The following is a 546-nucleotide window of genomic DNA, read 5'->3' on the forward strand; positions in this document are numbered from 1 at the left end:
GGAACTGGTAAAAAGATAGTAGACAGATAAAAGTCTACTATCTTTTTATTTTGTATAATAGAGAACAAAGGAGATGATGAGTATGCCATCAGGTAGGCCAATTGGAGGGAAAAATCGATACTATTCAAAGGAGTTTAAACTTGAGGTTATAAACAGATGTTTAGCTGGCGAAAGTACACACGCACTAGGAAAGGAGTATTCAATTAACAGAAGTTTAATATGTAGTTGGATCAAAAGGTTTCGGGAGAAAGGGCCAGAAGCATTAGAAAATAAAAAGAAGCCTGGAAACCCTTTTGCAGGAATGCAAAAGAAAAAGAATTTGTCGGAAGTCGAACGTTTAAGATTTGAACTTGCAAAAGCTGAAGTCGAATTAGCAAAGTTAAAAAAGTTATACGAAATAGAGAGGAGGGTTGCCCAACGAAAGAAATAAAACAGTATTATTTTAGCTGCATCAATAAACTAAAAGAAAAATTTTCAGTAGAGTGGCTTTGCGAACTATTTGGTGTATCAAGATCTGGCTACTATAAGTGGTTAGGTAGAAAAGAT

General features: G+C 34.8%; 1 protein-coding gene. It reads left to right on the forward strand.

What is annotated here, in order from left to right; translation table 11 throughout:
* Positions 1 to 82 precede the first annotated feature (82 nt).
* Positions 83 to 430, forward strand: a complete 348-nt coding sequence (locus cpu_RS13120) for a helix-turn-helix domain-containing protein (protein WP_075860419.1) — start codon at positions 83 to 85, stop codon at positions 428 to 430.
* The last annotated feature ends 116 nt before the right edge of the window (positions 431 to 546 follow it).

This window comes from Carboxydothermus pertinax, from assembly GCF_001950255.1.
Taxonomy (GTDB): Bacteria; Bacillota; Z-2901; order Carboxydothermales; family Carboxydothermaceae; genus Carboxydothermus; species Carboxydothermus pertinax.